The organism is Humibacter soli (assembly GCF_054779035.1).
On record NZ_BAAGYX010000001.1, the window covers coordinates 1,917,188 to 1,942,041 of the forward strand.

Genomic DNA, 24,854 nt, shown 5'->3' on the forward strand with positions numbered 1-24,854 from the left:
ATCGCTGCCCTGAGCAACTATCCCGCGATGCCGGCCTCGCGAGCGATCGCTCCCGTGCTGGCGCCGACCCTCAGGCCGACGGGAAGGACCACGCGCTCGTGGCGATGACCGGGTTCCGCCTCGCCGAGTACCAGGCGCACGGCCTCCTCCCCCATGCGGTGCCCTGGCAACGTGATCGAGGTCAGGCTGATCCAGTCGGAATGGAGGCCGTCGTGCGTGCCGTCGAGTCCCATCACGGCGACATCGTCCGGCACCCGCAGCCCTGGGGAGTCACGCAGCAGGCTGAGGGCTCCGATCGCGAGGTCGTCGGCGACCGCGAGGATGGCGATCCGCTCCCCCGGTTTCGCGTCGTCGAGGATGCGTCGGGTCGGCTCGTGCGCGTGCTCGTACCGGATGCCCACCGTGGTGTGCTCGATCACGTCGAGTCGGAGCCGGTGTGCGGCATCCATCAGTCCGCGTCGTCTGTCGGTGATGGGCTGCGGTGCGTCGGGCGGTGACAGGTAATGGATGGTACGGATGCCCATCTCGGCCAGGTGCTCCGCCGCGAGCCGGCCCGCCTGCTCGTTGTCCATCAGCACGGAGCACCAGTCGCCCATCTGGTCGTAGTTGATCACGACGATCGGCCGCACGTGCGAGTGGATGCGCCCGATGCCTTCTGTCGGGTCGCTCATGGCCGCGAAGAGGATGCCGCGCACCCTCGCCTCCGCGAAGTAGTCGAGGTATCTGTCCTGCTGGTCGCTCGTGACGTAAGGGCTGAAGGACTCGAACGTATAGACCGCGTTGGCCATCAGCAGGCTGACGCCACGGCTTCCCGCCGTGATCTGCGCACCCCGCGAGACGTCGACGAAGAGGCGGTTGAGGATGTCGGGCACGATGAGCGCGATGCCCTCGCTCCCCCGGCGACGCAGGTCTCGGGCCGCCGAGTTGCGGATGTAACCGAGCGAGTCGATGGCCGCCTGGATGCGATCGCGCGTGGCGGGCGCCACGATGGACGGCGAGTTGAGGTAGTTGGAGACGGTCCCGATCGAGACGCCGGCTGCGTCTGCCACGGCCCGCATCGGCGGCTGCCTGTTCACGTCGTCACCATCCAGTCCTGACCCTGAAGGGACAACCTGATCAGAGGGCAGAAAGCCTGCCCGTGGAGGGACTCGAACACCTAGAACGTGAGGTCCACTCGCGCCCCGGATCAAAATATCAGATCGGCCGGGTCGCCCGATGTCCGTTGGCGTCCGGGATGGGTCACGCGAAGTACAGCGGGTAGTGCAGCGCGCAGCGCGGGTTGAACGCTGCCTCGCATGCGGGGCACGCGCCGGTCGCCATGTAGTCGGTGATCGTCAGCTCCGTCCAGCACACCCCGCAGAGCACGGCACGCTCCTCACGCGCGTCGGCGGGCCACTGACGCGATGGGTGATCTGCGCACTCGGCGTGGCAGAGATGGCACGGGTAGTACTCGCCGCAGCACGCGAAACGGATGGCGATGACATCCAGGGGCGTTCGGTAGTGGATGCACCGCGTCTGGTCATCCACGGTCGGGCCGTGCACCACCGGCGTCGTAGGCTTCATCGCACGCCCCGCGCGGTCAGCGCATCACCGAGCTGGTCCGCGTGCTTCAGCGCAGCGATGAGGAACGGAATCGCGAACAGGCGAAGACTGCCCCGGCCTCCCCGTGCACGCTGCGCCTCACGGATCTCGCGAGCCAGCCGTGCGAGCACCGGGAACGTGCTGATCGTCATCGTCAGAAGCAGGGCGGGCCGTTGAGGATCGAGGCCCAGCCGAGCGAGCGGACTCATGGCTCGCTCCAGCACGTCGAGCACCGCGGAAACCGGGGTGGTCAGCATGAGCAGTGCGGCCAGCACGACGGCCGCGGTCACGCGCGTGGTGTTGCTGATCGCGGCTTCGGGGCCGAGGAACAGCAGCTGTCCGGCGAGCGTGATCACGACGACCCAGCGTACGGCCCAGATCTGCCTGCCCAGCTCCCCCAGGCTCGGGTCGAGCAGGGCGTAGCAGGCCAGGCACAGACCGGAAGCGACCGCGACGGTCCACCAGGTCTGGGGCAGCAGGCAGACGCCCAGTACCAGCGCGAGCAGAAGCACCGTCTTCCAGCCGGCGGGCAGCCGGTGCCAGAGGCTGTTTCCCGGGCGGTAGAGGGTCACCATCGCAGCACCTCCTCGTATCGCGAGGCGACCTCATCGGGTTCGCCAACGGCCTGCACGCGTCCGTCGGCGACGAGCACCGCGGCTTCGCAGCGGCGCGCGAGCACGAGATCGTGAGTCACGAGCACCAGGCGGTGACCGGTGTCCGCGAAGAGGTGGTCGGCGACCTGGCGGGCGTTGCGGGCATCGAGGTACGCAGTCGGCTCGTCGGCGATCACGAGCTCCGGATGCCGCACGAATGCTCCGCACAACGCCAGTAGCTGCTTCTGTCCTCCAGACAGATCGTGCGACGGGCGCGTGGCCAGCTCGGCGAGACCGAAGCGCTCGAGCGCTGTCGCGACGCGGGCCGATCGGTCAGCCGGCGTGAGCTTCTCGGTGCGAAGCGAGAATGCGACGTCCTCGCTCACCGTCGGCATCACGATCTGGGCGTCGGGGTTGCTGAAGACGACGGCGACACGGCGGCGCAGCTCGGATGCCTGCCGCACTGGATCCAGCCCGAGCACGCGTGCAGTGCCCGAGGTCGCGGCGGCAAGCCCCGCGATCACCCTGGCGAGCGTCGACTTGCCCGACCCGTTCTCGCCGACGATCGCGGTCGTGCGCGCGGTCAGCGACAGCGTCACGTCGCGCAACACCTCGGCGTCGCCGAGTCGCACACCCACCCGATCGAGTTCGACGCTCACCTGACCACCTCGACGACGGCGGCGATGCCCATGCCGCCTCCGATGGACGCGGCGGCCACTCCCAGAGTGCCGGGCTCAGCCCCGCCCCGAACGAGACGGCTGAACAGCCGGACCATGCTGACCGCACCGCTGGCACCCCATGGATGCCCGAGCGCGAGCGCCCCGCCGTCCGCACACACCCGCGGGTCGTCATCCTCGATTCCCAATCGTTCGAGCACGGCGAGAGACTGGGAGGCGAACGCCTCGACGATCTCGATCGCGGTCAGGTCGCGGACGGTGGTACCCGCTGCTGCGAGCGCAGCCTCGATCGCCGGTGCGGCGCCGAGGCCCGGAAGTGCGGGGTCGCACCCGACGACGGCCTGTCCACGGATGACGAGTCCTGGAGCACCACCCACGAGCCGGCGCGGCACGATCGCCACGGCGGCCGCGCCGTCGCTGATCCGTGTCGCCGTGCCGGCCGTCAGTGTGCCGCCGGGGAACAGCACGGGCATCCTGGGCAGCACGGCTTGGGCGGCTCCGACGGCGTCGTCTGCGGTGAGCGTGCCGACCGGGACCAGCTCGGCGAGGAACCGTCCGTCGTCGCGAGCGGCGCGACCGCGGCGATGGCTGCGTGCGGCATGTGCATCCTGCCTGGCGCGGTCGATCCCGCTGGCGGCGGCGAGGTCCTCGGCCGCGCGCACCATGTCGGGGTCCGGCCAGCCCTGCGGAGTGAAGGGAGCACGTGCATAGGGCACGCCGTCGACCGAGCGAACCGGTGCGGTCGATGCGCTCTCGACGCCGCCGGCGATCCTGGCGCGATCATCGCCGGAACGGATGGCGGCAACCGCATCCAACACAGCGGCCAAGCCGCTGCCGCACTGGCGATCCACGGTCCCCCCGGTCACGCCGGTTCCTAGACCCGCGGCGAGCGCGGCCACACGCGCCGGGTTGCCGCCAGGACCCATGCAGTTGCCGAGCACGACGTCGGCGATGTCGATCGGGAGCCCGGTCGCCGTCGAGGCGTCGGCACGGACCGCGACGATCACGGGAGCAGCGAGCTCTTCCACGCGGAACCCCGCGAGCGCGCGGCCACGGGTGCCGATCGGTGTGCGGCGCGCGGCGACGATGACGGGCTCATCCGACACGGTCGACCTCCCCCGCAAGAACGCGCCTCGCGACCTCGGCGCGGGCTGGCTTGCCTGATGGGGTGCGAGGAAGCTCGCCGCTGAACCACAGCCGCGGACGGTGTGCAGGCGCGAGCAGCTCGGCGCTCGCCCGGCGCAGAACGCCGGCGTCCATTCGTGCTTCTTCCGAGTCCTGCTCGATCATCGCGGCGACGAGTGACCCGACCCCCGTCGCGGGATAGGCGAAGACCACGGCGTTGCGCACCCCGGGAAGCCTCCGCAGTGCCTGTTCGACCTCCTCCGGCACCACGGTGGCGGACGCGGTGATGATGGCGCCGTCCGCTCGTCCGCGAAGTCTCAGCCTGCCGTCCGCCAGCTCGGCGAGATCGCCGACCGTGGCCCAGTCCCCATCGCGCCGCATCGGACCGCCATCTCCGAGATAACCCAGCGCCAGGTACGGGGAGCGGGCCCACAGCACGCCGTCGCGAACCTCGAGCTCGACGCCGGGGAAGGGGCGCAGTCCGTCTCCGTCGTCGAGGGCGACGAACGACAGCTCGGCGGCGCCGTAGTAGGCGATGACGTGGATGCCCCTGCCTTCGGCTCTGCTGCGCACCCGCTCGTCGAGCCGCGAGCCGCCGACGAGTGCGGTGCGCACCCCGGGGATGGCATCCGCGTCGAGCATCGCGTCGAGACCCTCCGGCGTTCCGTGGAACGCGGTCGCTACGCGCGCCCCCTGTGGGTCGATTCGGGGGAAGACGGGTTGCGGGCCGCCGCCGAGCGCGTGCGCGAGCGAGAACAGTGTGAGGGAGGAGGACGACGGAGCGGGCAGCACGATGGCATCCCGATCCGAGGCTCCAAGCAACTCCGAGACCGCGCCGAAGGATGCCTGCCACGACGCCGCACTGCGCGTCAGCAAACGGGGTGCGCCGCTGGTTCCCGAGGTGAGCGTCGCCCAGGCGGCCTCCTGCGAAGGCCGGGCACGTGCGCAGAGCGCCTGCACGGCATCCCACTGCGCCTCCGGCCACCGCTCGTCACCGACCAAAGGGATGTCACCGGCGGCTCGGACGGCGCGGAGCCGCTCGACCACGACCTCCGTCGAGCCCCGAAACGGCACGATGCGAGGAGTCACGAAGAGGGAACCGGCTCGACTTCGCGCTCGACGGCCGCCGAGCGCCAGGTACGGCGGAAGGCGCGCGGGTAGGCCTTGACCAGGGTGACGACCACCACCGTCGCCACCACCGCCTTGATGAGGTCGCCGGGCACGAACACCAGGCTCGTCAGCGCGGTCGCCCCGAGCGGCAGGTGCGTGACGGCGCTCTGCACAGGGATGCCGAACGCATAGATCACCAGGATGCCCCCCACGAGCACACCGAGCAGCGTCCGCCACCGCGTGGGCTTCCGGCTCCCCGCATGCACGATCAGACCGATCACGAGAGCACCCGCGATCCATCCGATCGCGTAGCCCGCGGACGGTCCGACGAAGACACCGATTCCGCCACGGCCACCCGCCATCAGCGGCAGCCCGGCAGCCACGAGCGCGAGGAGCACCGTCATGGAGAGCGCGCCGAGCCATGGGCCGAGGATGGCTCCGGCGAGCATGACGCCCAGGGTCTGCGCCGTGATCGGCACGGCGCCGAACACGGTGAAGCTGCCCGGCAGCCCGAGCACCGCGACGATGGCCGCGAACACGGCGACCCGCGCCAGGTCGGTCGCGTCGATCCGACGGCGGAACCCCTTCTCGCGTTCCATGGGCTCTCCTGCCTCTTCACCTGAACAGCGTTCACCTGAACGCCGTTCACTATACTGGCGGGATGACGCCATCGGGAAACCCTCGCCGCCGCAGCCGCGACGACGTCGCCGAGATGGCGCTCCGACTGCTCGACGAGCACGGCCTACCCGACCTCACGATGCGCAACCTCGCCGACGCGCTCGGGGTGCAACCCAGTGCCCTCTACTGGCACTTCCCGAACAAGCAGGCGCTGCTGGCCGCCGTCAGCGAGCGCATCCTCGCGCCGGTGTCGGAGATATCGGTGTCCGGGGCGCCCACGTCCGGGGCGCCCATGCACGCCGTCTCGGTTCACGACCGCGTGCGCGAACTGGGCGACACCCTCCGCGCGTGCCTGCTCACCTATCGGGACGGCGCCGAGCTGGTCTCCAGCTCACTCGCGTTCGGCCTCATCGAGTCCCCTGTTCATCCGAAGCTGTTTGAGGCGACGCGTGGGGCGGGCATCCCCGAGCACCTCGTCCGCATCGCGGCCGAGACCCTGACCCACTACGTCGTCGGCTACGCGTTCCACGAGCAGCAGCGTCTGCAGGCGGACTCCCTCGGCTTGCTGCCCGCCGGCGCCGAACTCACGCCGGAGGCGGCAGTCGGGTCAGCGAATGATGACGGCACGGGCGACTTCGATGCAGGGGTCGCCATGATCGCGGACGGCTTCGAGGCCGCGATCAGAGCGTCCAGCACTGCCGGTTAGCGCACAACGGATTCCGTGCGTCCCGAACCGGCAGCACGACGGATGGCGTCCACCACGTCCGCCTGCGCGACGATGTCATCGCCACGATCGAGGCCGCCGGCGGTAGTTGCGACCGCGCCGACCCGCCGCACGAACGCCTCCAACTGGTAGTCGAAGCTGGTGCCGCCCGCCACGGTCATGACCTCTGTCGACCCGAAGGTCGGCTCGATGCGCAGGCTGTGTCCGTGATGGGCTCCGATCGGGCCTGTCACGATGACGCGCGCGGACTCGAAGGCCAGGGTCAACGTGACCGGAGCGTCCCGGTCGAAGGAGCACTCGATGACCGCCGTCCGGCCGTCCGCGAAGTAGAGATCTGACAGCGTCTCGGAGTCGGCGCCGCTCGGGTTGAGTGTCGAGCTCGCTCGAGCGGCGACGGGTTCGGCGTCGAACAGCAGGCGGCTCCAGTGAATCGCATAGACCCCGTTGTGCAGCAGGGCACCCCCACCGAGAGACGCGACGTGCAGGATCGAGCTAGGGTCGAACGCTCGCGAGCCGTCCACGACGGAGTGGATCGAGACCAACTCGCCGAAGCGCCCGGACGACACGAGGCCCCGCACCGCCGTGAAGAGCGGGTGGAACCGATAGTGGAATCCCTCCATCACGAGGCGATGCGAGTCGGATGCCGCTTCCGTCACTGTGCGCGCCTCGTTGCCGGTGACCGCGATCGGCTTCTCGCACAGCACGTGCTTTCCCGCGGCGATCGCAGCCTCCGTCCACAGCGCGTGGTCCGCCGCGGCATTCGCGATGTAGACGGCGTCCACCTCGGGATCGGTGAGCGCGTTCTCGTAGCGATCAGAGGAACGCGGCAAGTTCCATCGCTGGGCGTAGGCGGCGGCTGCCCCCGGCCGGCGCGCGGCGACACGGACGACGCGTACGTCGTCGCGCCGCAACGCCGGCTCGAGGAGCGCCTCGCCACCGATCGAGGACGCGCCGATCATGGCGAACCGCAGCGGATCGGATGTCACGACTGCGGCGTCACCACGATCGCTGCCGCCTCGAACCGTGCCAAGGGCAGGGTGACGGTGTCGCCAGCGACGTCGAGCGCACCGAGGTCGTCGCCGAGGAAGGTCGAGCGCACCGCCTTTCCGACACTGCGATCGAAGGAGATCGCGACGTCGACCGGTTCGTCGGCGAACGACTGCACCCGGACGACGGTGGTGCCGTCCTCGGTCTGCGCGATTCCGACGAGCTGCACTCGGGGATCGGACAGGGAGAGCAGTCCGCCCTCCGGCAGGCCAGCGTTCCGAGCAGACGCGTCCTCGGCGCCGGCCCGACCCGTCGCCCTTGCCGCCCGAAGAGGATGCACCAGCTCGGCCGCCGTGCGCAGTGCCAACTCGCTCGGCGACTCCTCACCCGTCGCGCGTACGCCGACCGCATAGGCGAAGGTCGCCTCGAAGCCCTGCTCGATGGGAAAGTTGGTGTCCCATACGTTGTTGTGCACCCACGAGTACACGGTCCCGGGCTCGTGCGGGCTCGTGCTTGCCGGGAACGGCGCGTACGGCACAGCGATCGAGTGCGGCTCGACCAGCGGCACGTCGCGGGTGACCCAGGCAACGGCATCCTGTCCGTTCTCCACGAGCACCCAGTCACGCACGCCGCGCATGTGCTGTGGGGCTCCTGGAATGTGCGGCAGTCCCTCGCCGGTCACGCTGCCCGACACTTCGAACCGCATACGCGCATCGTCACCGGCGAACGGGAAGGCGAAGTACGCGCTCTCCTTCACGAGACGCGACGGCTTCGAGAGCCGGTTTTCGATGAGCAGCCACGGGGATGCCTTGGGCAGGCGAAGCGTGACCCGCACCCAATCGACGCCCGCGGCCTGATACTCGTACACCAGCACCTGCTCGAGGTCGTCGTCGGTGCGCGAGACGATGCGCGAGGGTCGCGCAAGTGTGCGGGTGGCGAGCATCTCCAGGCGCTCGCTGGTGGCGAGCTTGTTCGCCAGGTGGTTGAAGCCCGCCCCCGAGCTCGCATACTCGTCGTAGACGTAACCGTTGAAGCCCACGACGGCATCAGAGTTCACCAGCTCCCGGCCGGTGCGCTTCTCCACGATCGAGGCGATCGCTGAGGTGTGCTCGTCGATGCGAACACGAAGGTGCTCGTTCTCGAGGATGAGTAGCGCGTCGCGCGGGATGGCCGAGAGGTCGGCTCCCTCGCTCCGGCCCGAGTCACCCAACGAGAGCAGGCCGTACTCACTGCGGCCCGATGCGCTGCGCGAGGTCTGCGCCTCGTCCACGTCGCCCGCTGCGTCGGCGTCCTGGTGAGCGCCCGGGACCCGCACATCGAGCCGCGCGTAGCCCGCTGCCGGCACGTCGTTCACGTGAGCCCGCACCCAGCGACCGGATTCACGATGCGCAGCGTTGCCCTGCGCCTCCAGCACGAACGGCACGGAGGATCCGTCGCGCGCGTCGACCAGGTCGATCTCTGCGCTGAAGGGCACGAGGGCCTCCTGCAGCAGGAACCTCACCGTGCCGCTGCGCATCAGCCCGGTCGGGTTCGCGACAGCGAACGACGCGGCTGCTCCGGGGCCGGGCTCGACGGTCTCGCCGAAGTAGACGAGCGCACTCTCCAGCAATTCCGCGGAACGCTGCTGAGCGACGAGGCTCTGCGCGACCTTCCACTCCCACTGCAGCTCGCCGGAGGAGAAGCCCTCGTCGCCATGGGTCCAGGAGTTGCCTGCTCCCCAGGTGTGCTCGTTGAACATGGAGATCGCGTCGTAGGTCTCGGACGACCTTGCGGCCTCGACGCGCACCGCCTCGCCACCCGAGAGCGCACTCAGCTGCGAGATGGTGCGCCCGTCGACGACCTCGGCCTGCGCACGTCGCATGAAGGCGATCGGCACGGCCGCAGAGCCGACGCCCTCGACCCACCAGTCGCCCCAGTCACCCTCGACGGTGACCAGCTCGTCGCCCAGCCGGGCCTCCGCGTCGGCGAAGAAGTCCTCGTTGCGCGAGACGCGCAGCTTCGGCGACTCCCAGGTCTCGTTCCACTCGCGCACGATGCTCGGCAACGCGAGCCGAGCGGGAGCGTTGTCGCCCATGTAGCCCTGGATGCGCAGGTGCAGCACGTCCCACGGGTAGGGGTCACGACCCTCGAACGACTCGCCGTGCGCTCCGAACACACCGGGAGGGAATGGGTAGCCGCGTGTGGCGAGCGCGGTCAGGTAGGCCGGGAAGAAGTTCTCCACCTGCTCGATGCCCTCGGTGAATCCGACCATCGGACCCTCCATGTACGCGAGGCCGTGCGGGCTGTCGGTCATCCACACCAGAACCTCGTTGCCGGCGAGCGAGCGCCAGCGGAACAGTCGGGGCAGGTTGAGAGCACCGGTGGTGTGCGGCTGCGAGCGGCCCGCCCAGTTGTGCGCGACGGAGAGGTATTTGACGCCGACCTCCTTCAGCGCGTCGGGAAGCCCGGCGACCTGCCCAGGCACATCGGTCTGCATGGCCGAGTTGAACGGGATGCCGAACTCGTCGCGCAACCGACGCGCGTCACGCAGCAGCTCGTGTAGTTCGTCCGTGGAGCACACGTCGGTATGCAGGTTGTACGGCAGGGCGCTCAACCCGATCGAGCCGCCCTTCACGGCAGCGACGAGGCGGTCCATCTGCGCCGCCGGGCGGTTGCGCCGCCAGTCGGTGATCGCCCAGAGCGCCTCGCTGTTCCATCGGAACCGCGCTTCTTCCGGCCAGTCGGAGGTCTCGTCGACCAGGTCGAGCGCGCTGTCCAGGTACGAGCGCTGCGCAGCGAAGACCTCGGTCTGCCGATCGGTGTAGCCGAAGTCGAAGTGCGAGTGGTGCACGAGATGGATGGTCCACTCACGCTGGTGGAGCAGGTCGAACGCGAGGGTCTCCTCGCCGAGCTCTGGCACCGCAACGCGCACGCCGGTGGTGTCCTCGACGGCCCGCACGAGCATCCGGATGCTGCCTGCCGGTCCGTCTTCGACGCCGACCGTCAGGTCTGTTCCGTCAGAGGTGGTGAGCGACGGGTGCAGCCCCCGTCCCGCGAGAGGCCCGTCGCGTCCGATCAGGCGCACCGACTGGGCACGCACCCCGTCGACGGTCTTGATGAGCGGCTCCGGCAGTACGGCGACCGGAGTGCCGCCGATGGTGCCCTCCACGCTGACCGCGCGGTCGATGAGGCCGATTCGGGCATCCTCGTCATCCCACGGGCGGGTTGCGACGAGCTTGGGTGAGGACATGACCTTTTTTCTCCAATGAGAGGTTGGATGAACGATGGGTGGTTGTCGGAACGATCGGTGATCAGTACTGGCCCAGCGCGAGGCCCTTCTGGAAGAAGCGCTGGGAGAACAGGAAGAGTGCTGCGGTCGGGATCGAGACGAGAATCGCCGCGGTCAGCGTGACGGTGTAACCGGGACCGCCGCCCTCGGTCGACTGCAGTGCGTTGAGTAGCGGCATGACCGGACGGGCGGTGCTCTGGGTGAGGATGAGCGAGAGCAGGAAGTCGTTCCACACCCAGGTCGCCTGGAGGATGAACACGACGACCAGTGCGCTGACACTCATGGGCAGGTAGATGCGGGTGAAGATACGCCAGACCGACGCCCCGTCGACCACCGCGGCTTCGAAGACCGACTCCGAGATGCCGAGGAAGAAGTTGCGCATGACGAAGGCGCTGAACGGCAGGGCGACGATCGAGTAGATGATGATCATCCCGACGATCGTGTCGTAGAGGCCGGTGTTCGCCGAGAAGCTGAACCACGGGATGACCATCATCTGGATCGGGAAGACCGTTCCGCAGAACACCACGAAGAACCAGGCGAACCCGTGCGTGAGCTTCAGTACGATCACCGCGAAGCCCACGCAGGCACCGAGGATGACTGCGATGACCGGCGCGACGATCGCGTAGATGATCGAGACCCCGAACCCTGCGGCGATGTTCGTCGAGGTGAACACGTCGACGACGTTGTTGAAGAAGGCGCCGATGTTGCCGGTGGTCCAGAGCTGGCTTCCGGAGAACTCCGCGTTCGACTTGCTCGAGTTGGCGAAGAGCAGATAGATCGGGATGAGCCAGAACGCGCCGAGCAGTCCGAGGATGACGTAACGGACGACACGCGAGGTCATGCGTCTGCCACCTTTCCAGGTCCGGAGGAGTCACCGATCGCGAGCTGCCTGCGCAGGTAGAGCACCGAGGCGGCGACGGTCACGATCGTGAGGAAGATCGCCACGGCGGCACCGAGCCCGTACTGACTGCTCTGGAACGTGTCGGTGTACATGGTGACGCCGAGGGTCTCCGAGACGCGGTTCGGTCCGCCCTGGGTCATCGTCTCGACGATGTCGAAGGTCTTCAGGCTGTTCACGATCGAGAGCCCGACGACGATGGTGGTCGAGGGCCGTAGCAGCGGCCACACCATCGTCGTGAACAGCGTCCAGCCGTTCGCTCCGTCGATGCGCGCGGCCTCGAGCGGCTCCTTCGGAATCGATTGCAGGCCGACGATGAAGAGAAGCGCGTTCACGCCGATGCCCTGCCAGGATGACGCCAGGATCATGACGATCGTGTTGAGCGGCGCCACCTCCAGCCAGTGCGTGTTCGCGCCGGGCAGGTGCAGGAAGGTGAGCGCCTGACTGAGCGCGCCACCGTTCTGCAGGATGAAGTTGAACACCACACCGATCGCGACGCCCGACAGCGCGTATGGGATGAGGAACGGGATGCGGAAGATCCCCGCCCACCTCAAGCCGAACGAGAGATAGGCGACGGCGAGCCCGAGTGCCACTGGCACGATCAGCGTTCCGACCACCCAGATCGCCGTGTTGACCAGCGACATCAGGAAGGCGGGATCCGCGAACATCGTCGCGTAGTTCTGGAACCCGATGAACTTCGGGGCGTCGAGCCCGTTGTAGTCGGTCAGGCTGAGATACATCGTGTACACCACGGGGATGTACATGGCGAGCAGCACCAGCGCCACGCCTGGGCCCATGAAGGCCCAGGCGGATCGCTGGTATCCGCGTGTCGTGGACGACTTCACAGACACGGACTACTTGTTGCTCGCCCAGTACTGCTGAGACGCACTCTGGATGCTCTGCAGGTACTTGGTAGCGTCACCCGGCGAGGTCATGAACCCGGTGAAGTTGTTCAGTGCAGCCGTCAGCACGGGTGCGGGTGCCGCCTCGTAGTAACGCAGGTAGGTCGTGTACTTGGACGGGTCGGTCACCTGCTTGCCGAAGTCCTGCAGGGTCGAGTTCGCCGCGGTCGCCTTCGGGTTGTAGGGAAGGATGCCCTGCGCCTTCGACCACGTCGACTGGGCTTCCGGGCTCATGAGCCACTGCGAGTACTTCAGCGCGGCAGTCTTGTTGGCGCCCTTCGCGGTGACGCAGACGGGAGCCGTCTCGACGGCGACCGGAGTCTTGCCGTTCTGCACCGTGACCGCCGGAATCGGGAAGATGCCCCAGTCCGTCCCCGGCTTCATGCCCACTTTGGCGAGCGTGCCGGGGTACCAGGTGCCGAACGGCTGCATGGCAGCCTGGCCGTCCTTGAACACGGTCTGCGACGGGGTGGTCGAACCCGGGTCGCTGAAGTAGCCCTTCTGCAGCATCTTCAGCCAGGTGTTCATCACCGTCTTGACCTCGGGATCGGTGTATGACGCCTTGCCGTCATTGATGGCGTTGTAGGTGTCGAGGTTCGTGCCGGCCATGATCAGCATGTAGTAAACGAACGCCCACGGGTTGCCGTCCTGGCTGTAGAACGGGGTGACCCCGTGCGACTTCAACGTCGCGGCATCCGAGAGCATCTCCGACCAGGTCGTCGGAGGCGTCAGGTTGTACTTCGCGAAGATCGCCTTGTTGTAGTACATGCCCCAGTAGTCGACCTCGAGCGGCACGCAGTACTGCTTGCCGTTCACCGTGAACATCTTCTCGATCGACGGCGACACCCACTTGTTGGCGACCGCCTTCTTCCAGATGCTGCTGGTGTCTGCCACGAGACCCTGCTGCACCAGGTCGCTGAGCTGCGCGCCGGTGTGCCAGGTGAAGATGTCGGGCGCCTTCGGCGTGCGCAGCGACTGCTTGACGAACGCCTGGAACTGGTTCTCGTTGCTGTACGTGCTCGTCTTGAGCGAGACGTCGATGTTCTTCTTCGCCGCCGTCGACAACGGGTCGTAGTTCCAGCCTTTGTCTTCGACGAAGTTCAGGGTGGCACTGCCCGAGCCACCCGACGAGTTGGACGAGCAGCCGACCAGGCCTGCCGCCACTGCTATCGCCACCGCCGTGGCAGCGAGCCACTTACGTGCCTTCACACGAACTCCCTTGTTCCGACTAAAGTTTGGTATCGTTACCAATCGTTTGAAAGTAGCACAGGGGTTGGGGCCGCGCAAGCGTTCGGCCGTGCAGCCAGAAAGATGCGGTGGTATAGCGTGCCGTTCATGAGGGGTCTGTCCGAGGACGACGATTCGGCTCATCTGTCGAGCAAGCCGCCCACGGTCAAAGACGTGGCCGCGCGGGCCCAGGTCAGCCCGATGACCGTCTCCAGGGTGTTCGCCGGCGGTGACGGAGTGCGCCCTCAGCTGCGCCAGCGGGTGGAGCACGCGGCGAACGAGCTCGGCTATCGGCGCAACGAGAACGCGCGGAGCCTGCGCCCCGGACACAAGTCGGGCCTCATCGGCGTCACCATCACGAACATCGCAAACCCGTACTACGCCGAACTCCAGGGCGGCATCGAGGAGGTCGCAGCGCGCGCGAACCGTCGCATCCTCGTCGGCAACTCCAACGAGGATCCCGGCCTCGAGCGCCAGCTCGTCGCCGATTTCATCGGCCGCAGGGTCGAGGGCCTCATCGTCGTGCCGGCGGACCCGAGCCACGCCGACCACCTCGGTCCGGAGGCGCTGAGCGGCACTCCCATGGTCTTCGCGTCCCGACCGGTGCCCGGTCTCGGCGTCGACACCGTGCTCATCGACGACATCGGCGGCGCCTACGAAGCGACCAGCCGCATGCTCGAGGAAGGTCACACGCGCATCGCGTTCCTCGGCACCCGCACCTCGGTTCTCACCGGACAGCGCCGCCTGCAGGGTTTTCGCAACGCGCATCGCGACCACAACGTGCCGGTCTACGAGCACCTCATCCGCACAGGGCAGCAGGAGGCCGCCGGCGCCGACAAGGCCCTGAGCGAGCTGCTGGAGCACGCGGTGCCGCCCACGGCCGTCTTCTCCGCCAACAACCGGAACACGCTCGGCGCTATCCGCGCCATCGCGCGCTCAGGCACCGAGGTTCGGCTGATCGGGTTCGACTCGTTCGAGTTCGCGGACCTCTCCCCGGTGCCGCTGTCGGTCGTCGCCCACGATCCGCGCGCGCTCGGGCGTCGCGCGGCAGAGCTGCTGCTCGCCCGCATCGACGAGGAGCAAACGGCAGGCGGGCCGCCGAAGACAGTCGAGCTGCCCGTGGAGTTGCAGCTGCAGCCACGAGGGCCGCAGTGAACGCGGCGCCCGAAGCCATGCGTGCAACCGATGTAATCGCCGATGGCGGCGAGGCGTGGGTCGCGGATGTCGGCGGATCTCACGTGACCACGGCGCGCATCGCACTCTCGGCCGAGCCGACCATCGTCAGCCGAACCACTGCTGCGGTCGCGACGCACGGCGACGCCGACCAGATCCTCGGGTCGATCTCGGCCGCGCTGAAGCACGTGCAAGGCGAGATCGACCGCTGCACCATCGCGTTGCCGGGACCCTTCGACTACGAAGCGGGACACGGAACCTTTGCCGGCGTGGCCAAGTTCGGGGCCATCGCCGGGGTCGACCTGCGCGAGCGCCTCGGCTGCTTGCTGGGGATCGTCCCGGAGAACGTGCGGTTCGTGAACGATGCGATCGCCTACGCCATCGGCGAATGGTTCGTCTCTCCGCACCGACCCGACCGATTGGTGTGCATCACGCTCGGGACCGGCGTCGGCTCGGCATTCCTCAGCGATGGACGGGCGGTGGAGGACGGCCCCGAGGTGCCGCCGCACGGATGGGCGCACCTGTTGACCATCGGCGATCGACCTTTGGAGGACTCGGTCTCCACGCGTGCCATCCAGCGGCGCTATGTCGAAGCGACCGTCACTGCAGCGGATGTCGGCGCAGCACCGGCTCTGCATGAGATCTCGGTGCGCGAGATCGCCGAGCGCGCCCGTGGCGGAGAGTCGCAGGCGATCGACACTCTCGACACGACCATGTTCGAGCTCGGCGAGGCGCTTGGTCCGTGGGTCGTTCGGTTCCGCGCTTCCGAGGTCGTCGTGGGAGGGTCGATGGCCCGGTCGTGGGATGTACTCGGACCCGCGTTCGAGCGCGGACTGGCGAGTACGGACGTCCGGACCGATCGCGTCACCGTGCGCGCCTCACGCCTCTTCGACGACGCGCCGCTGATCGGTGCCGCAGTTCACGGTTAGCCATCGCCCCGGGAAGGGCATCGAGGGCGCGCTTCAGACTGCTGTTCCGCGCACCGACGCCTTCACCGTCGCGATTCGCTTCCCCGCCGAAGGCCCGTGCGGCGTCACCGTGTATGCGCCGACCTGTGCGGGAACGATGAACGTCTCCGCGTAGTGGACGATGAACGGAGCGAAGGCCTCGGTCGGGCTCTCGACGATCGCCTCCGCACCCTCGACCAGGTTCAGCACGTTGACCGTGCCCTCGGTGTCGTGCGACACGGTCGACTCGAACCAGTGTCTGCGCACCTCGATGAACTCGAGCTCGTGCAGCCCGGTGCGCTCCTCGACCCACCCGGGGCCGCTCGCCACCTCGACCGTCGGGCTGACCAGGTTGGCCTCCGTCCACTCGGTGTCGCGCGTCCACTGCACGTTGCGCATCGCGTGGTCGAGGTGGATCGGCCGAGGAACGCCGTCTAGGCCGACCCGACCCCAGTCCCACATCTTGAAGGTGAAGATGTACGGGGTCGCCGAAATCTCCAGCACCATCGAGTTGGCACCGGAGCAGTGCACCGTGCCGGCCGGTATGGAGAAGTGGTCGTGCTTCTTCGCAGGGAACGTGTTCACGAACCGGGTCGCGTCGAAGTCGAGCTCCCCCCGAGAAGCCGCGCGGAGCTCGGCCTCCATCTCGGCCCGGTCGACCCCGGACTTCACACCCAGATATACGACGGCATCATCAGCAGCGTCGAGCATGTAGTAGCTCTCGTCCTGCGTGTAGTGCATGCCGAAGGTGTCCTGGATGTAATCGGTCAGCGGGTGGACCTGCAGCGACAGGTTCCCGCCATCCATGGTGTCCAAGAAGTCGAAGCGGATCGGGAACTCCGCCCCGAACCGCGCGAACGTCTTCTCGCCGAGCAGTTCCCTCGGGTGCAGGAAGACGACGTCGAGCGCTGGAAGTTCGATGACCCCGCCGTCGACGTTCAGAAGGATGCTGTTCTCCTCGGGCACGCAGTCGAAGCACCACGCATAGTTCGGCTCGTCGCCGAGGCCGAACACCTCGCGCATCCACTGCCCGCCCCACACCCCCGGGTCGAAGAACGGCACGACTCGGAACGGCGTGGTCACCGCCTTCGCGAGTCCGGCGCGGAAGGTCTCGGCGGTGATCAGCTTGGCGTCGCGAACGGACGCGTTGGTGTCGAGCACATAGTCGATGCGGTCGAAGATGGCGCGCTTGTGCCTGTCAGCGACCCTCCATTCGACGAAGAATCCGCGCTTCACCTTGCGGATGGCATCCTCGCCGCCGTTGTCGCAGCGCCAGTTCGGGGCGCCCGCGCGTTGCCGTTGCTGGATCTCCCAGCGCGCCATGTCGGCGAGCACGATGCGGTCGAAGACCATCGGCACGAGGGTCGCGCCCCAGCCGACGACGAAGGTCGCAGGGTCGTCCGCGGTGATCTTCCCGGCCACAGCCGACAGACGATCGACGTCGTAGAAGGCATCAAGCGTCTGATGGTTCAGGATGCCGAAGACGCGGTCGTCCGTCAGGTTGTTGCGGATCATCTCGTCGATCTCGCCGATCGGCTTCGCGGCCGCGTCTTCGACGTCGACGACCCGCGCATCGGGGAATCGCTCGTGGAGCACCTCGATCAGCTCGCTGAGCGTCACACCTGGGTAGGTGTCGATGGCGATGCGCCTGGCACCGGAGGAGATGTCGGCCGCAAGGCGACTCCAGACCTCGTCGCCGCGCCACAGGCTGTGCCCAGAAGAAAGGGACACCGCCGGGAACTTGTCGTACGACGAACCCTCCGTCGAACCCGGCAGATATTTGTTCACGCTGACCCTCCAAGGAACACTGACTGGTAACGTTATCAAGTACGCGCGACCCCGGCAAGCCGTCGGATGGTGAGGCACACTGGCAGCGTGATGACGATCGAGCGCACTCTCATCCTGCTCCGCCACGCCAAATCGGACTGGTCGGGTTCTGCACCGGACATCGACCGGCCGCTGGCCGAACGAGGCCGCGTCCAGGCTCCGCTCGCCGGGCGGTGGCTCATGGGCCACACGGCCAGGATCGACCTGGCCATCGGGTCCCCCGCCACACGGGCCCGCGAGACCTGGGAGCTCGCGTCCGCACAGTTCTCGACTGCAGTGCCCGTGCGATGGGATGACCGCGTGTACGGGGCATCCGTCGACCAACTATTCGACATCGTGCGTGAGGTTCCGGATGTCGCCCGCACTGTGATCCTGGTCGGCCACAATCCGGGTATGGAAGAGTTCGCATCACACCTCGCCGGCGAAGATGTGGTCATGCACACCTCAGGCATCGCCGAGTTCGGCGTTGCCGGAATGTGGCGTCAACTCGATGTTGCGTCCACGGTGCTTCGCGCGTCGGGGCGCTCCGACGGCCATGACCTGAGCTGATCTCGCACACGGACGCAGGAAGTCGGTCTGAAAGGAGACCACGTGGATTCACCGAGCCTCGCACATCGAACCGCACTCGTTACCGGCGCAAGCAGTGGACTCGGCAAAGCCTTGGCCGTCGGTCTCGCCCATCGCGGCGCCACCGTCGTGGCCGTGGCTCGGCGGCCCGACGCCCTCGCAGACGTGATCGATGAGATCGAGGCCGACGGCGGTCATGCCACCGCGGTCGCCGCCGATCTCGCCGATTCGAACAGCGAGGCGATACTTCGTCGCGTTGTGGATGCTGCCCCGATCGATCTCCTGGTGAACGCGGCCGGAATGTTCGGACCGATCGGCGCGATATGGGACGTCGACCCTGCGGAGTGGATCGCCACCATCGACCTCAACCTCACCGCGGTATTCCGGACGACCCGGATCGTTGCTCCGTCCATGGTGGCGCGCGGTCATGGAACCATCGTGAACCTGAGCTCCGCGGCGTCCCTCGTGACCCCAGCCGGGGGCAACAGCGCCTACGGGGTCAGCAAGGTGGCGTTGAACACTTTCACTCGGCATCTTGCTGTCGAGTTGGAGGGCACCGGGGTGACGGCAAACGTCATTCACCCGGGCGACGTCAAGACCGCCATGTTCGATACCATCCGCGCCGAAGCGGCATCATCGGGCCCGTTGGGCGCCAACTACCGAGAATGGGTGCGTTGGATGGATGAGACCGGCGGCGACCCACCGTCGAAGGTCGTCGACCTCGTCGTGCGCATCGCGACCGATCCGAACCCGCCCACCGGCCGATTTCTCTGGATCGAAAACGGCCTCACTGCTCCGAAGCGCTCCTGGTGAGCTCCCCGAGCGTTCAGCTCCCGGCGGCGTCAGGAGCGCTTGCGTGAGCGCCCGACCCCGGGACGCGAGGTCGCTTGTAGCATCCAGTCGATGACCTGCTGCTCGTCGAGTTCGGAGATCGCCGCCAACTCGACACCGCGAGTGGCCTTGCCCATCGCCGTCGGCGTGACCGGTGGCACGGGGTCGAGAAGGTCGCCGTTGATGAACATGAGCTTCACGTGGTCGGCGAATCCTCCGCTGCTGAAGCACCACCCGTCGCCGACCCCGTAGTACGCCATTCCCCACTTCACCGACCGCTCGAGATTCGGCAGTGCTGCAGCCGCAATGGCGTCGATCTTCTCCGCGATTCCACGCTGCGGCTGCGGCAGCCCGGCGATGTAGTCGAAGACCGGCTTGTCACCGACGGCGGCCTTCGCTGCGCTGGCCTTTCCATTCATGGTCTTCGGCAGAACCGTGGTTGCTTTCTCGTCGTCAGGTGCCGCGTTCATGGGCATCCCCTCCCGATGTCTCTGACCGCTCCAACGATGACAGACCGGAGTTGCCACCTGGTCATGGGGCGGTCGATTCACAGGTCGACCGCCCCAAGAACCGTCTCAGACGGACTCGACGTCGAGGAACAGCCCTGTGATCTTGCCGCCCGTCGCCTCGATCACCGCCCCGAAGAAGGCGCCGCCCTCTGGCGTCGCCGTGGCAGCCGAGGCCTCGTCATAGCCATCGAAGAGCAGTGCGACCGTGCGGAATGCGGGAGTCGCGCTGCCGTCCTCCTTCGGCCAGACGCGACCCGACTCCAGGCTTCGGAGACCCGGCAGGGCGCGCGCCTTATCGAGGATGCCGGGGAGGGCTGCATCGAACGCGTCCGGTGATTCGAGGTTGTCGATGATGATCTCGACCTTGGTGGGCATGTCGTTTCCTTTGCACTTGTGTACGAAATCGTCTACATTGCGATGTAGACGTACTAGTTACTTTACATTGAGGTTCCAGCCAAAGTGAACCTCTCTTTTCCGAAACGCACTACTCCGCAATCGTCGCCCCGACGGGCGGCCGACATCCGAAAGAGCTCACATCATGACCACCGACACCGCCATGGCCGCTACCTACGGCCGCGCACTGCGAAAGCTGTACTTCATCCGATTCGTCTTCGCCATCGTCTGGGTGGCGATCATGTTCGCGACCGTGGCGACAGCCTCCGAGCCGAGCGTGCTGCTCACGGTTCTCCTCGTCATCTACCCGCTCTTCGATGCGGGAGCGGTTCTGTGGCAGCTGCGCGCGGATCCTGACAAGGACCGTTCGAAGGCCTCCGAGTGGATCAGCGTCGCGGTCAGCATCGCGATCGCGGTCGCGATCGGCATCGCGTCATCGATCTCGGTCCCTGCCGCCCTCGCCGTCTGGGGCGTGTGGGCGATCATCGCGGGCGTGCCGCAGCTCATCACCGCCATCCGGAACTTCCGCGACGGCGGCCAGGTCGCGCAGATCCTCTCCGGGGGCATCTCCGTGTTCGCGGGCCTCGGATTCCTGTTCCAGGGGCTTCAGGGCAACGGCATGCTGACGGGTGCCGCGGGCTACGCGACGCTCGGTGCGATCTTCTTCCTCGTCTCGGCCATCCGCCTGAGCGTGAAGCTGAGGAAGCAGAACGCATGAGCACCCCGGATGACGCCGCATTCGGCTAGGACCTCAGCGCGTATCAGAGCGACGACACTCCGGCCACTGCCTCGTCGCAACACTCCACCGGGTCGCCAACAGCCTTGAGCAACGCGACGTACGGCGCTTCGTTCAGAGGTAGGGCGTGAGGTTCGTCAGCACCACTCGGTAGCCGTCCGGGTTGAGATGCGCGCCATCGAAGGTCAATTCCTTCTTCAGATTGCCCCGTTTGTCGGCCAGGCCCGCGTTCACATTGATGAAACGGAAACCGAACTCCCGTGCGATCGTCTCGATCTTGTCCGATGCAGCCTGGAAAGCTGCGTTGGAGCGCGTCGCGAAGAGCGTCTTCTCATCCTCGTCGTTCTGGAAGTCCACCGTGTTGATGGGGTAATACCTCAATGCGTAGGTTTCGCAATCGGGCAGCCGCTCGGCGATCCGGCGGAAGATCTCACGCTCGTTCGCGAGGAATTCCTCTTCCGGCACCCCGAACCCGATGTCATTCGTGCCGATGTTGATGAAGAGCTTCGACGGCTCCAGATCGAAGATCTGCGTATCGATGTGTTCCAGCAGGAATGCAGTAGTGGTGGCCCGAACGGCTCGGTTGTAGATGTACTTGCCGAAGACGACTTCGCCGCTTTCCTCCCATTGCTCGATGGGAAAGATCTCCATGAGGCTCGAGCCGACGAAGACGATCTGCCCTTGCTTCGCCGCCTGGTTCGCGGCAGCGTACTTCTCAATCAGCGATGCCTGGAACACCCCCAGCTGAGGGTTCAGCGTCAACGACTTCGTTTCCTTCGACATCCTGCTCCCTCACCTTTCCCACCACGAAGAGCAGCGATGCCGCCCATGCGGTGATTCTCGCACCGGAGATGACGTCGGCAATGCCGCACCGGCGAACTCGTTGACTTAGCGCTCCAGCGACGGGACGTACCGGCTTTGCTCCCTGTACGGGGTCGGCGTGTTCGCAGAGGGTTGTCGTAGAGCACGAGCGAATCGGCTCGCTCGAACCGTCTCTTGTTCTCGACGAGGCTTCGACTCACTCGACACCTTGTGCCACGGAGAGCACCGTGTCGACCAGACGCTCCGTTCCTTCGTCCGGGTCCAGGGGCGCGCCGAGTTGCGCCCAGAAGTACGCAGGGGCGAGCACGAGCTCGACGAGCCTCAGTCCGTCGACCCTGGTGACGCTGGCCGCGTCCAGCATCGCCTGGAACTGAAGGATCCGTGGCCGGACGATGTCGGCGACTTCGTTGGCGTCCTCCGCTCGCGCCGCCGCGGCGAGGAGAGCGTTCAGTAGGGTGCTCGTGCCCGTGCTTCGGAGTCCGACGAGCAGGCGCCGCACATACCGTGTGAGATCGGCGCGGAGGTCGCCGCTCGCGGGGACGGGAGCCTCCTCGACGGCGCGCTCGACGGCGACATCGAGAAGGATCGATTCGACGCTTCGCCAGCGCCGATGGAGAGTCGTGCGATGCACGCCCGATCGCTCGGCGATCGCGGACATGGTCACCTCGGCCCCCGGTTCAGCGAGCAGTTCGCGGGCGGCTCGGTGAACGGCCTCGCGTGTTTCAGCTGTCCGCCCGCCGGGTCGGGCGGCTCCGTAGTTCTCGGGCACGACCTCATACTATTGCAACATTTGATGCATTACGGATAGTGTACTAATGCATATTGTGTAGCGTTAGCGAGACAGGAGCTCTCATGCCCACGATCCTCATCGTCGGCGCTGGTATCGCCGGCGACACCCTCGCGATCCTGCTCGGCCGTGCAGGGTGGTCGGTCACCGTTGTCGAGATCGCACCGGGGCTCCGCACCGGCGGGCAGACTGTCGACCTACGTGGCGACTCACGAGAGGTTCTCGCTCGGCTCGGGCTTCTGGATGCCGCGCTCGAGGTGCTCGTACCGCAGCGGGGCCTCGCGTGGATTACCGGGCGCGGGAGACAGCTGGCGACGATGCCCGTCGAGGCGTTCGACGGTCAGGGCTTCATCTCGAAAGAAGAGCTCCTGCGCACCGACCTCGCGCGGCTGCTGCACGACGCGGCCGAAGCGGCGGGAGCACAACACCGATTTGGCGACACCGTCGACGAGCTGACCGACGTCGCCAGAGGCGTGTCGGCTCGCTTCCGATCCGGCGACGTCGAGATGTACGACCTTGTGGTCGGAGCCGACGGCGCCCACTCCCGTGTGCGCGCCTTGCGCTTCGGGCCACAGGAGCGCTACCGCCGCCCGCTCGGGCTGGCGCACGCCTGGTTCACCCTGACCGAAGGGCCTTCCACCCCGAGCCTGGACGGCTGGGCGCTCGCCCACAACGCCCCCGGGCGCCGACAGGTGACAGCCCGTCCGGGGCATCCCGGCGAGCAGGAGATCGGGCTGACGTTCGCCGCCGACGAGCTCCCGCCTCGCGACGACCTCCCGGCGCGCTTCGCCCTACTCGACTCGGTATTCGCCGGAGTCGGCTGGCGCACGAAGGAGTTCCTCGAGGCCGCCCGGAGCGCGCCGGACTTCGCGCTCGATACCTACGACCAGGTGCACATGCCCGTCTGGCACGACGGCCGCGTCACCCTGATCGGCGACGCAGCCTGGAACGCCAGCCCACTCAGCGGCCTCGGCACCGCGCTCGCGCTACAGGGAGCGGAAGCCCTCGCTACCGCCCTCGGAGACGGCTCGACCATCGCCGACGACCAAGCGCGAGACGCGCTGCTCGCGACCTACGAACAATCGATGCGCCCGCGCGTGACAGCCGCGCAGAAGCTCCTGCCCGGCAGGGTCGACATGATCGCACCGAAGGGATGGCTAAGCATCCGGCTGAACGCTCTCATCATGAAAGTCATCCAGTGGCGCGTGCTGCGCCCCGCAATCGCGCAAGCGGTCCGCGGCAGAGGAGTCGCCGAGCAGTAGCCAACCGCGCCAGCCCTGCCGCCGCACCTACCGTCGGCCAGGTTGTAGAGCGAGCGAGTGATGTAGCCCAACTGGCCGCAAGAGGACTATCAAACCGAGAAATCGGCGAACGGCTGTTCCTCTCCCACCGCACAGTCGGCTCCCACCTCTACCGAATCTTCCCCAAACTCGGAGTCACCAACCGCGCTCAACTCGCCGCGGTACTTCCCGCCAGCTGACGAGAACCGCGCACTGACGTCCTTGACCACAGCTGGAAGTCCGGCGACGGCTCCGGTTCCAAGACTGTCGACGAGCGCCAACCGGGACATTGGGCGGTCCGAAGCGGCGTACGTCAGGACGCGTTGATGAGTCGTCGGACCGCATCGTATGCGGGTTTGGGGGTGTAATCGTCGTGGAGGAGTCCGAATCCGTTCTGCCAGTTGCCGTCGCTGATGCCGTCGCGGAGCGAGAACAACTCGTACACGCTCACCTCGCCGGTCGCGGCAACAGCTTCCGCGACGGCCAGAAGGATGCGTGCCTGCTTCGCCTCGTCGCGCGTGGGGCCGGTGGGCCAGCCGGTTTCCGTCACGTGGATCGGCGTCGCCTCAGAGATTCCGGCCTCGAGGGTCACCTGTCGCAGAGTGCGGACGAGAAACTGTGCCCCAGCGCCGACCTTGTCTTCTGGGATGGGGCGGAAGACGTCCGGGAACATGTCAAGGCCGAGGAAGTCGAGACGAGAAGTCGAGTCCGCGCCCAGGGCATCCACCATCGTGGTCCAGAACGCCGGGTCCGCGACTCCCGCGCCGTTCACGCCGATTCCAACTTTTACGCCGAGCCGGTCGCGTTCCTCGAGCCCGGCGGCGACTCCCGCAGCCACGGCTTCGATGCAGCAGGGGAAGCCGCCATCCAACGGGGCAGGCACATTGAGTTCTTCACCGACCTGTACTTTCCCACCACCCCACTCGGCAACATCTCGAACTGCTTGGCGCACGAACTCCGCGTAGTCGGCCGGGTCCGGTTCAACGGCCCGATAGCACGCCGTGAGATCGATCAGCCGGCCAGCGCCTGCGTAGCTGCCCGGGTCGGCCGGAGCGGCATCCACACCACGCTCGGGCCTCCCTGATGTCCGGTAGTGCCGGTAACAGCGGATATAGAACTGCGCCGAATCCCCCTGCAGCAGGTCCAGGGCAGCTCGTGTGCGCTCCACATCTTCCGGTGGCGTCGCCAACGGGGTCAGGTCCACCAGATCCGCCCCGACCACACCCGGCCAGATTCCAAACATCATGACGAACTCCCTCACTAGCCGTATAC

Annotated in this window: 26 protein-coding genes; 8 read left to right on the top strand and 18 right to left on the bottom strand. The window is 67.1% G+C overall.

Translation table 11 applies throughout. The features are described from left to right. Window positions 1-17 precede the first annotated feature (17 nt). From ACYVDN_RS08935 to ACYVDN_RS08965, 7 genes are all read right to left on the bottom strand, one after another. Window positions 18-1,049 (bottom strand): LacI family DNA-binding transcriptional regulator, encoded by a 1,032-nt coding sequence (locus ACYVDN_RS08935; RefSeq protein WP_460570527.1) that lies wholly within the window; start codon window positions 1,047-1,049, stop codon window positions 18-20. Window positions 1,050-1,239: 190 nt separating this feature from the next. Then, window positions 1,240-1,563: a CHY zinc finger protein gene (locus tag ACYVDN_RS08940; protein ID WP_460570529.1), complete on the bottom strand. Its 324-nt coding sequence runs from the start codon at window positions 1,561-1,563 to the stop codon at window positions 1,240-1,242. Then, window positions 1,560-2,156, bottom strand: a complete 597-nt coding sequence (locus tag ACYVDN_RS08945) for an energy-coupling factor transporter transmembrane component T family protein (RefSeq protein WP_460570531.1) — start codon at window positions 2,154-2,156, stop codon at window positions 1,560-1,562. The genes ACYVDN_RS08940 and ACYVDN_RS08945 overlap by 4 nt, the downstream gene beginning before the upstream one ends. Continuing rightward, a complete protein-coding gene (locus ACYVDN_RS08950) occupies window positions 2,150-2,833 on the bottom strand; it encodes an energy-coupling factor ABC transporter ATP-binding protein (protein WP_460570533.1) in 684 nt (227 codons plus the stop codon). The genes ACYVDN_RS08945 and ACYVDN_RS08950 overlap by 7 nt, the downstream gene beginning before the upstream one ends. Further along, window positions 2,830-3,957 carry a thiolase family protein gene (locus ACYVDN_RS08955; protein WP_460570535.1) on the bottom strand — a complete coding sequence of 376 codons (1,128 nt, stop codon included), beginning with the start codon at window positions 3,955-3,957 and terminating at the stop codon, window positions 2,830-2,832. Before ACYVDN_RS08955 ends, ACYVDN_RS08950 begins: the two co-directional genes overlap by 4 nt. Further along, window positions 3,947-5,050, bottom strand: coding sequence for an AMP-binding protein (locus ACYVDN_RS08960; protein ID WP_460570537.1), 1,104 nt, complete (start codon window positions 5,048-5,050; stop codon window positions 3,947-3,949). The genes ACYVDN_RS08955 and ACYVDN_RS08960 overlap by 11 nt, the downstream gene beginning before the upstream one ends. Before the next feature lie 11 nt (window positions 5,051-5,061). Then, on the bottom strand, window positions 5,062-5,685 hold the full coding sequence (locus tag ACYVDN_RS08965; RefSeq protein ID WP_460570539.1) for a biotin transporter BioY: 624 nt from the start codon (window positions 5,683-5,685) through the stop codon (window positions 5,062-5,064). Between the two features lie 62 nt (window positions 5,686-5,747). Here ACYVDN_RS08965 and ACYVDN_RS08970 point away from each other — a divergent pair, with 62 nt between their 5' ends. Next, the gene (locus tag ACYVDN_RS08970) at window positions 5,748-6,410 is read left to right on the top strand and encodes a TetR family transcriptional regulator (RefSeq protein WP_460570541.1); all 663 of its coding nucleotides are present in this window, start codon (window positions 5,748-5,750) and stop codon (window positions 6,408-6,410) included. On the opposite strand, the gene ACYVDN_RS08975 is transcribed toward ACYVDN_RS08970, so the two are convergent. The 5 genes from ACYVDN_RS08975 to ACYVDN_RS08995 all read right to left on the bottom strand — a co-directional run bounded on the left by ACYVDN_RS08975 (window position 6,407) and on the right by ACYVDN_RS08995 (window position 13,692). After that, the gene (locus ACYVDN_RS08975) at window positions 6,407-7,414 is read right to left on the bottom strand and encodes a Gfo/Idh/MocA family protein (protein WP_460570543.1); all 1,008 of its coding nucleotides are present in this window, start codon (window positions 7,412-7,414) and stop codon (window positions 6,407-6,409) included. The two genes, ACYVDN_RS08970 and ACYVDN_RS08975, sit on opposite strands and share 4 nt — an antisense overlap. Next, window positions 7,411-10,644: a glycoside hydrolase family 38 N-terminal domain-containing protein gene (locus ACYVDN_RS08980; protein ID WP_460570545.1), complete on the bottom strand. Its 3,234-nt coding sequence runs from the start codon at window positions 10,642-10,644 to the stop codon at window positions 7,411-7,413. Before ACYVDN_RS08980 ends, ACYVDN_RS08975 begins: the two co-directional genes overlap by 4 nt. Window positions 10,645-10,705: 61 nt before the next feature. Continuing rightward, a complete protein-coding gene (locus ACYVDN_RS08985) occupies window positions 10,706-11,524 on the bottom strand; it encodes a carbohydrate ABC transporter permease (protein ID WP_460570547.1) in 819 nt (272 codons plus the stop codon). After that, a complete protein-coding gene (locus ACYVDN_RS08990; protein WP_460570549.1) occupies window positions 11,521-12,432 on the bottom strand; it encodes a carbohydrate ABC transporter permease in 912 nt (303 codons plus the stop codon). The genes ACYVDN_RS08985 and ACYVDN_RS08990 overlap by 4 nt, the downstream gene beginning before the upstream one ends. Before the next feature lie 3 nt (window positions 12,433-12,435). Beyond that, complete coding sequence (locus tag ACYVDN_RS08995) at window positions 12,436-13,692, bottom strand: ABC transporter substrate-binding protein (RefSeq protein WP_460570551.1); 1,257 nt, start codon at window positions 13,690-13,692, stop codon at window positions 12,436-12,438. 126 nt (window positions 13,693-13,818) lie between these two features. Between ACYVDN_RS08995 and ACYVDN_RS09000 the strand changes: the two genes are divergently transcribed. Together ACYVDN_RS09000 and ACYVDN_RS09005 are read left to right on the top strand one after the other, a co-directional pair. After that, window positions 13,819-14,865 carry a LacI family DNA-binding transcriptional regulator gene (locus ACYVDN_RS09000; RefSeq protein WP_460570553.1) on the top strand — a complete coding sequence of 349 codons (1,047 nt, stop codon included), beginning with the start codon at window positions 13,819-13,821 and terminating at the stop codon, window positions 14,863-14,865. A gap of 17 nt (window positions 14,866-14,882) precedes the next feature. Next, window positions 14,883-15,812: an ROK family protein gene (locus tag ACYVDN_RS09005; protein WP_460570555.1), complete on the top strand. Its 930-nt coding sequence runs from the start codon at window positions 14,883-14,885 to the stop codon at window positions 15,810-15,812. 33 nt (window positions 15,813-15,845) lie between these two features. Here the strand turns inward: ACYVDN_RS09005 and ACYVDN_RS09010 are convergent, their stop codons facing one another. Then, complete coding sequence (locus ACYVDN_RS09010) at window positions 15,846-17,618, bottom strand: class I mannose-6-phosphate isomerase (protein ID WP_460570557.1); 1,773 nt, start codon at window positions 17,616-17,618, stop codon at window positions 15,846-15,848. A 90-nt stretch (window positions 17,619-17,708) separates the two neighbouring features. Between ACYVDN_RS09010 and ACYVDN_RS09015 the strand changes: the two genes are divergently transcribed. Continuing rightward, window positions 17,709-18,206 (top strand): SixA phosphatase family protein, encoded by a 498-nt coding sequence (locus ACYVDN_RS09015; RefSeq protein ID WP_460572303.1) that lies wholly within the window; start codon window positions 17,709-17,711, stop codon window positions 18,204-18,206. A 42-nt stretch (window positions 18,207-18,248) separates the two neighbouring features. Continuing rightward, window positions 18,249-19,037: an SDR family NAD(P)-dependent oxidoreductase gene (locus ACYVDN_RS09020; RefSeq protein ID WP_460570559.1), complete on the top strand. Its 789-nt coding sequence runs from the start codon at window positions 18,249-18,251 to the stop codon at window positions 19,035-19,037. 29 nt (window positions 19,038-19,066) lie between these two features. Here the strand turns inward: ACYVDN_RS09020 and ACYVDN_RS09025 are convergent, their stop codons facing one another. Both ACYVDN_RS09025 and ACYVDN_RS09030 read right to left on the bottom strand, forming a co-directional pair. After that, window positions 19,067-19,525: a DUF1801 domain-containing protein gene (locus ACYVDN_RS09025; RefSeq protein WP_460570561.1), complete on the bottom strand. Its 459-nt coding sequence runs from the start codon at window positions 19,523-19,525 to the stop codon at window positions 19,067-19,069. A gap of 105 nt (window positions 19,526-19,630) precedes the next feature. Further along, window positions 19,631-19,939, bottom strand: a complete 309-nt coding sequence (locus ACYVDN_RS09030; RefSeq protein ID WP_460570563.1) for an EthD domain-containing protein — start codon at window positions 19,937-19,939, stop codon at window positions 19,631-19,633. A gap of 163 nt (window positions 19,940-20,102) precedes the next feature. On the opposite strand from ACYVDN_RS09030, the gene ACYVDN_RS09035 reads away from it, so the two are divergent. Further along, the gene (locus ACYVDN_RS09035) at window positions 20,103-20,675 is read left to right on the top strand and encodes a hypothetical protein (protein ID WP_460570565.1); all 573 of its coding nucleotides are present in this window, start codon (window positions 20,103-20,105) and stop codon (window positions 20,673-20,675) included. 132 nt (window positions 20,676-20,807) lie between these two features. Here the strand turns inward: ACYVDN_RS09035 and ACYVDN_RS09040 are convergent, their stop codons facing one another. Then, window positions 20,808-21,476, bottom strand: coding sequence for an SGNH/GDSL hydrolase family protein (locus tag ACYVDN_RS09040; protein ID WP_460570567.1), 669 nt, complete (start codon window positions 21,474-21,476; stop codon window positions 20,808-20,810). 235 nt (window positions 21,477-21,711) lie between these two features. Next, window positions 21,712-22,284, bottom strand: a complete 573-nt coding sequence (locus ACYVDN_RS09045) for a TetR/AcrR family transcriptional regulator (RefSeq protein WP_460570569.1) — start codon at window positions 22,282-22,284, stop codon at window positions 21,712-21,714. A gap of 83 nt (window positions 22,285-22,367) precedes the next feature. Between ACYVDN_RS09045 and ACYVDN_RS09050 the strand changes: the two genes are divergently transcribed. After that, the gene (locus ACYVDN_RS09050) at window positions 22,368-23,564 is read left to right on the top strand and encodes a Rossmann-fold NAD(P)-binding domain-containing protein (protein ID WP_460570572.1); all 1,197 of its coding nucleotides are present in this window, start codon (window positions 22,368-22,370) and stop codon (window positions 23,562-23,564) included. Continuing rightward, window positions 23,456-23,782: a response regulator transcription factor gene (locus ACYVDN_RS09055; RefSeq protein ID WP_460570574.1), complete on the top strand. Its 327-nt coding sequence runs from the start codon at window positions 23,456-23,458 to the stop codon at window positions 23,780-23,782. Before ACYVDN_RS09050 ends, ACYVDN_RS09055 begins: the two co-directional genes overlap by 109 nt. 113 nt (window positions 23,783-23,895) lie before the next feature. On the opposite strand, the gene ACYVDN_RS09060 is transcribed toward ACYVDN_RS09055, so the two are convergent. Next, the gene (locus ACYVDN_RS09060; RefSeq protein ID WP_460570576.1) at window positions 23,896-24,828 is read right to left on the bottom strand and encodes a hypothetical protein; all 933 of its coding nucleotides are present in this window, start codon (window positions 24,826-24,828) and stop codon (window positions 23,896-23,898) included. Window positions 24,829-24,854 lie beyond the last annotated feature (26 nt).

Coding starts and splice junctions, on each gene's coding strand:
- ACYVDN_RS08940 (WP_460570529.1), bottom strand. CDS start 1,563: ATGAAGCCTACGACGCCGGTGGTGCACGGCCCGACCGTGGATGACCAG.
- ACYVDN_RS08945 (WP_460570531.1), bottom strand. CDS start 2,156: ATGGTGACCCTCTACCGCCCGGGAAACAGCCTCTGGCACCGGCTGCCC.
- ACYVDN_RS08965 (WP_460570539.1), bottom strand. CDS start 5,685: ATGGAACGCGAGAAGGGGTTCCGCCGTCGGATCGACGCGACCGACCTG.
- ACYVDN_RS08970 (WP_460570541.1), top strand. CDS start 5,748: ATGACGCCATCGGGAAACCCTCGCCGCCGCAGCCGCGACGACGTCGCC.
- ACYVDN_RS08980 (WP_460570545.1), bottom strand. CDS start 10,644: ATGTCCTCACCCAAGCTCGTCGCAACCCGCCCGTGGGATGACGAGGAT.
- ACYVDN_RS08985 (WP_460570547.1), bottom strand. CDS start 11,524: ATGACCTCGCGTGTCGTCCGTTACGTCATCCTCGGACTGCTCGGCGCG.
- ACYVDN_RS09000 (WP_460570553.1), top strand. CDS start 13,819: ATGAGGGGTCTGTCCGAGGACGACGATTCGGCTCATCTGTCGAGCAAG.
- ACYVDN_RS09005 (WP_460570555.1), top strand. CDS start 14,883: ATGCGTGCAACCGATGTAATCGCCGATGGCGGCGAGGCGTGGGTCGCG.
- ACYVDN_RS09015 (WP_460572303.1), top strand. CDS start 17,709: ATGACGATCGAGCGCACTCTCATCCTGCTCCGCCACGCCAAATCGGAC.
- ACYVDN_RS09025 (WP_460570561.1), bottom strand. CDS start 19,525: ATGAACGCGGCACCTGACGACGAGAAAGCAACCACGGTTCTGCCGAAG.
- ACYVDN_RS09030 (WP_460570563.1), bottom strand. CDS start 19,939: ATGCCCACCAAGGTCGAGATCATCATCGACAACCTCGAATCACCGGAC.
- ACYVDN_RS09035 (WP_460570565.1), top strand. CDS start 20,103: ATGACCACCGACACCGCCATGGCCGCTACCTACGGCCGCGCACTGCGA.
- ACYVDN_RS09040 (WP_460570567.1), bottom strand. CDS start 21,476: ATGTCGAAGGAAACGAAGTCGTTGACGCTGAACCCTCAGCTGGGGGTG.
- ACYVDN_RS09050 (WP_460570572.1), top strand. CDS start 22,368: ATGCCCACGATCCTCATCGTCGGCGCTGGTATCGCCGGCGACACCCTC.
- ACYVDN_RS09055 (WP_460570574.1), top strand. CDS start 23,456: ATGGCTAAGCATCCGGCTGAACGCTCTCATCATGAAAGTCATCCAGTG.
- ACYVDN_RS09060 (WP_460570576.1), bottom strand. CDS start 24,828: ATGATGTTTGGAATCTGGCCGGGTGTGGTCGGGGCGGATCTGGTGGAC.